Source organism: Phenylobacterium sp., from assembly GCF_030654915.1.
GTDB lineage: Bacteria > Pseudomonadota > Alphaproteobacteria > Caulobacterales > Caulobacteraceae > Phenylobacterium.
Genome location: NZ_JAURWM010000164.1, coordinates 1 through 3,812 on the forward strand (window position 1 = coordinate 1; position 3,812 = coordinate 3,812).

Here is a 3,812-nt window from a genome sequence, read left to right on the forward strand (position 1 = left end):
CGCATCATCGTCGTCGACGACGACTATCACGCGGTCGGGCTGATCACCGTCAAGGACATGGAGAAGGCCCAGGCCTATCCAAGCGCCGCCAAGGACGCCCAAGGGCGCTTGCTGGTCGGCGCGGCCTCCACGGTCGGCGACACCGGTTATGAGCGCTCCATGGCCCTGGTCGAAGCGGGCGTGGACGTGGTGGTGATCGACACCGCCCATGGCCATAACGCCGACGTCTCCCGGGCGGTCGAGCGTCTCAAGCGCGAAACCAACCGGGTGCAGATCGTCGCTGGCAACGTCGCCACCTATGACGGCGCGCGCGCCCTGATCGACGCTGGCGCTGACGCCGTGAAGGTCGGGATCGGTCCTGGCTCGATCTGCACCACGCGCATCGTGGCGGGCGTGGGCGTTCCCCAACTGACCGCCATCGCCGACGCTGTCCGCGCCGCCGCCGGCACCGACGTTCCGGTCATCGCCGACGGCGGGATCAAGTATTCCGGCGATCTGGCCAAGGCGCTCGCCATGGGCGCCCAAGTGGCCATGATGGGCTCGGCCTTCGCCGGCACCGACGAGGCGCCGGGCGAGGTGTTCCTGTACCAGGGGCGCTCCTACAAGGCCTATCGCGGCATGGGTTCGTTGGGCGCGATGGCCAATGGTTCGGCCGACCGCTACTTCCAAAAGGAGGTCTCGGCCCTGAAACTCGTGCCCGAGGGCATTGAGGGCCAGGTCGCGTACAAGGGACCGATCACCCCGATCCTGCATCAGATGGTCGGCGGCCTGCGGGCGGCCATGGGCTATGTGGGCGCGGCCGATCTGGCGACCTTCCGCAGCAAGGCGCGGTTCATCCGCATCACCGGTGCGGGGCTCCGCGAGAGCCACGTCCATGACGTGATGATGACCCGCGAGGCGCCGAACTACACGAGCCCTGTCTGATGACCACGGCCGTCGAACTTCAGCTGCTGGGGGCCGCCGTCATCGTCGGTGTCGTCCAGTTGCTCTGGGCGGCGGCCGCGGCTCGGCGCCAGCAAGGTTTGGATTGGGGGAGGGGGCCGCGCGACGAGCCTCATCCCCTGACCGGCCATGCGGCGCGTCTGGAGCGATCCTTCGCCAACTTCATGGAGACCTTCCCGCTGCACGCCGCGGCGGTGATCGTCGCCTATCTGGCGGCGAAGCTGGGTCCCCTGACCCTGTGGGGCTCGGCGTTCTATGTCATTGCGCGCGCCCTGCATCCGATCCTCTATGTCGCCGCCATCCCGTTCCTGCGCAGCCTGGTCTGGTTCGTGGGCTTCGGCGGCACCCTGGCGATCATCGCCGCTATTTTCCTATGATTGTGAGTAGAGCCCTTGCGTGACGGCGGACGCCTCTCCGCAGCCATCGAGATCCTCACCGACGTCGAGACGCGCCACCGGCCTGTGAAGCTGGCGCTCAAGGCGTGGGGTGATGCTTCTCGGTTTGCTGGATCCAAGGACCGCGCCTGGGTTTCGGGCCTGGTGCTCGACGTCCTGCGCCGCCGCCGTTCGCTCGGCTGGCGGATGGGCGACGATAGCCCGCGGGCGGCGACGCTCTGCGCGCTGCATGTGTTTTGGGACTGGCCGGTCGAGCGGGTGGCCGAGGCCGCCGGCGATGAGCCGCATGGTCCGGGCGCCCTGACCGACGCCGAACGCGCCGCGCTGGCGCAGCCTCGCGATCTGGCCGAGGCGCCCGCCGCCGTGCGCGGCGACTATCCCGATTGGCTGGAGCCTTCGCTGGTTCGCGCGTTTGGCGACGACGCGGCGCTGGAAGGCGCGATGTTGTCCGAGCGCGCGCCGGTCGATCTGCGGGTGAACACCCTGAAGACCGACGTCGGACAGGCGCTAAAGGCGCTTGGTCCGCTCAACGCCGAGCCGACCGGCGTCCTGCCCAACGCGCTGCGCATGGCCGCGCCTGATCCCAGCCAGCGCGCAGCCTCGCTGGAAACCGTGCCGGCCTTCTCCAAGGGCTGGTTCGAGGTTCAGGACCTGGCCTCGCAGATCGCCGCCGAAGCGGCCGGCGAGATCCGGGGCGCTCAGGTGCTCGATCTCTGCGCCGGGGGCGGGGGCAAGACGCTCGCCCTGGCCGCCGCCATGGCCAACAAGGGCCAGATCTACGCCTTTGACAGCGAGGCTCGTCGCCTGGCCGACACGGTCCGACGCTCCGAGCGGGCAGGTGTGCGCAACCTGCAGGTCCGCTCGCCGATCTATCCCAATCCGTTGAAGGATCTGGAGAACAAGATCGACGTGGTGTTTATCGACGCGCCTTGCTCGGGCACCGGCGCCTGGCGCCGTCACCCCGACACCAAGTGGCGTCTGAAGCCGGCCCTCCTGGCCCAGCGCATGGCCGACCAGGACGCGGTGCTGGACCTGGGCGTTCAATACGTGAAGCCGGGCGGCCGGATCGTCTACGTCACCTGCTCGGTGCTGCCCGAGGAGGACGAGGACCGCGTCGCCGCCTTCCTCGAGCGCTGGATGGACTTCCGCGTGACGCCCGCCACCAACAATCCCGACCTCCTTCGCCACCTGACGGCGGAGGGTTATCTTCGTCTTTCGCCCCGCAGCTCGGCTACCGACGGGTTCTTCGTCGCTGTGCTTGAGCGCGCCAAATGGACTCCGCAATGACTGAAAAAGCCCGCCAACAGGCCCACGAACGCGTCCTCATCGTCGACTTCGGCAGCCAGGTCACCCAACTGATCGCCCGCCGTCTGCGCGAGAGCGGCGTCTATTGCGAGGTTCATCCCTTCGACAAGGTCGAGGCGATGCTGGAGGCCTTCGGACCCAAGGCCGTGATCCTGTCCGGCGGCCCCGCCAGCGTCCATGAGGACGAGAGTCCAGCCGTCACCAAGAAGGTCTTTGAACTGGGCGTTCCGGTGCTGGGCATCTGCTACGGCGAGATGACCATGTGCGCCGAGCTCGGCGGCGCGGTCGAGGGCGGCCACACCCGTGAGTTCGGCCGGGCTGAGATTCTGATCGAGCGCGAGAGCCCGCTGCTGGACGGCCTGGGCGCGGTCGGCGCCAAGGAAACCGTGTGGATGAGCCACGGCGACAAGATCACCGCCATCCCGCAGGGCTTCCACGTCGTGGCCTCGTCGGAGGGCTCGCCCTTCGCCGTGATCGCCGATGAAGGGCGCCGTTTCTACGGCATCCAGTTCCACCCGGAAGTCGCTCACACCCCGCGCGGCGCGCTGATGCTGCGCAACTTCACCCACAAGATCGCCGGGCTGAAGGGCGACTGGACCATGGCCGCCTTCCGCGGCGAGATGGTTCAAAAGATCCGAGATCAGGTCGGCGACGGTAAAGTGATCTGCGGCCTGTCCGGCGGCGTCGACTCATCGGTGGCCGCCGTGCTGATCCACGAGGCGATCGGCGACCAACTGACCTGCGTGTTCGTCGACACCGGCCTGCTGCGCAAGGACGAGGCGACCCAGGTCGTCACCATGTTCCGTGACCACTACAACATTCCGCTGGTCCACGTGGACGCCGCCGACCTGTTCCTCGGTGAACTGGCCGGCGTCTCGGACCCGGAAACCAAGCGCAAGACCATCGGGCGTCTGTTCATCGACGTCTTCGACAAAGAAGCCGCCAAGATCGACGGCGCCAACTTCCTGGCCCAGGGCACGCTCTATCCCGACGTGATCGAGAGCGTCTCGGCGCGCGGCGGTCCCTCGGCGGTGATCAAGAGCCACCACAATGTCGGCGGCCTGCCGGACTACATGAAGCTGAAGCTGGTCGAGCCACTGCGCGAACTGTTCAAAGACGAGGTCCGCGCGCTGGGCGTCGAACTGGGCCTGGCCCCGGCCTTCGTCGGCC

Annotated in this window: 4 protein-coding genes; all 4 read left to right on the forward strand. The window is 67.9% G+C overall.

Features of this window, described 5'->3' with window-relative positions; all coding sequences use genetic code 11:
* Positions 1-924: IMP dehydrogenase (locus Q7T84_RS08460; RefSeq protein WP_304807709.1), on the forward strand; the 924-nt coding region annotated here is incomplete at its 5' end.
* The gene (locus Q7T84_RS08465; RefSeq protein ID WP_304807711.1) at positions 924-1,319 is read left to right on the forward strand and encodes an MAPEG family protein; all 396 of its coding nucleotides are present in this window, start codon (positions 924-926) and stop codon (positions 1,317-1,319) included. The genes Q7T84_RS08460 and Q7T84_RS08465, both read left to right, overlap by 1 nt.
* A 15-nt stretch (positions 1,320-1,334) precedes the next feature.
* Positions 1,335-2,624, forward strand: a complete 1,290-nt coding sequence (locus tag Q7T84_RS08470; RefSeq protein WP_304807714.1) for an RsmB/NOP family class I SAM-dependent RNA methyltransferase — start codon at positions 1,335-1,337, stop codon at positions 2,622-2,624.
* A partial coding sequence (gene guaA, locus Q7T84_RS08475) for a glutamine-hydrolyzing GMP synthase (protein WP_304807716.1) occupies positions 2,621-3,812 on the forward strand: 1,192 nt, incomplete at its 3' end. The genes Q7T84_RS08470 and guaA, both read left to right, overlap by 4 nt.

What these genes read in the sequence shown, in the direction of transcription:
- Q7T84_RS08465 (WP_304807711.1), top strand. Translation starts at nt 924, where the DNA reads ATGACCACGGCCGTCGAACTTCAGCTGCTGGGGGCCGCCGTCATCGTC.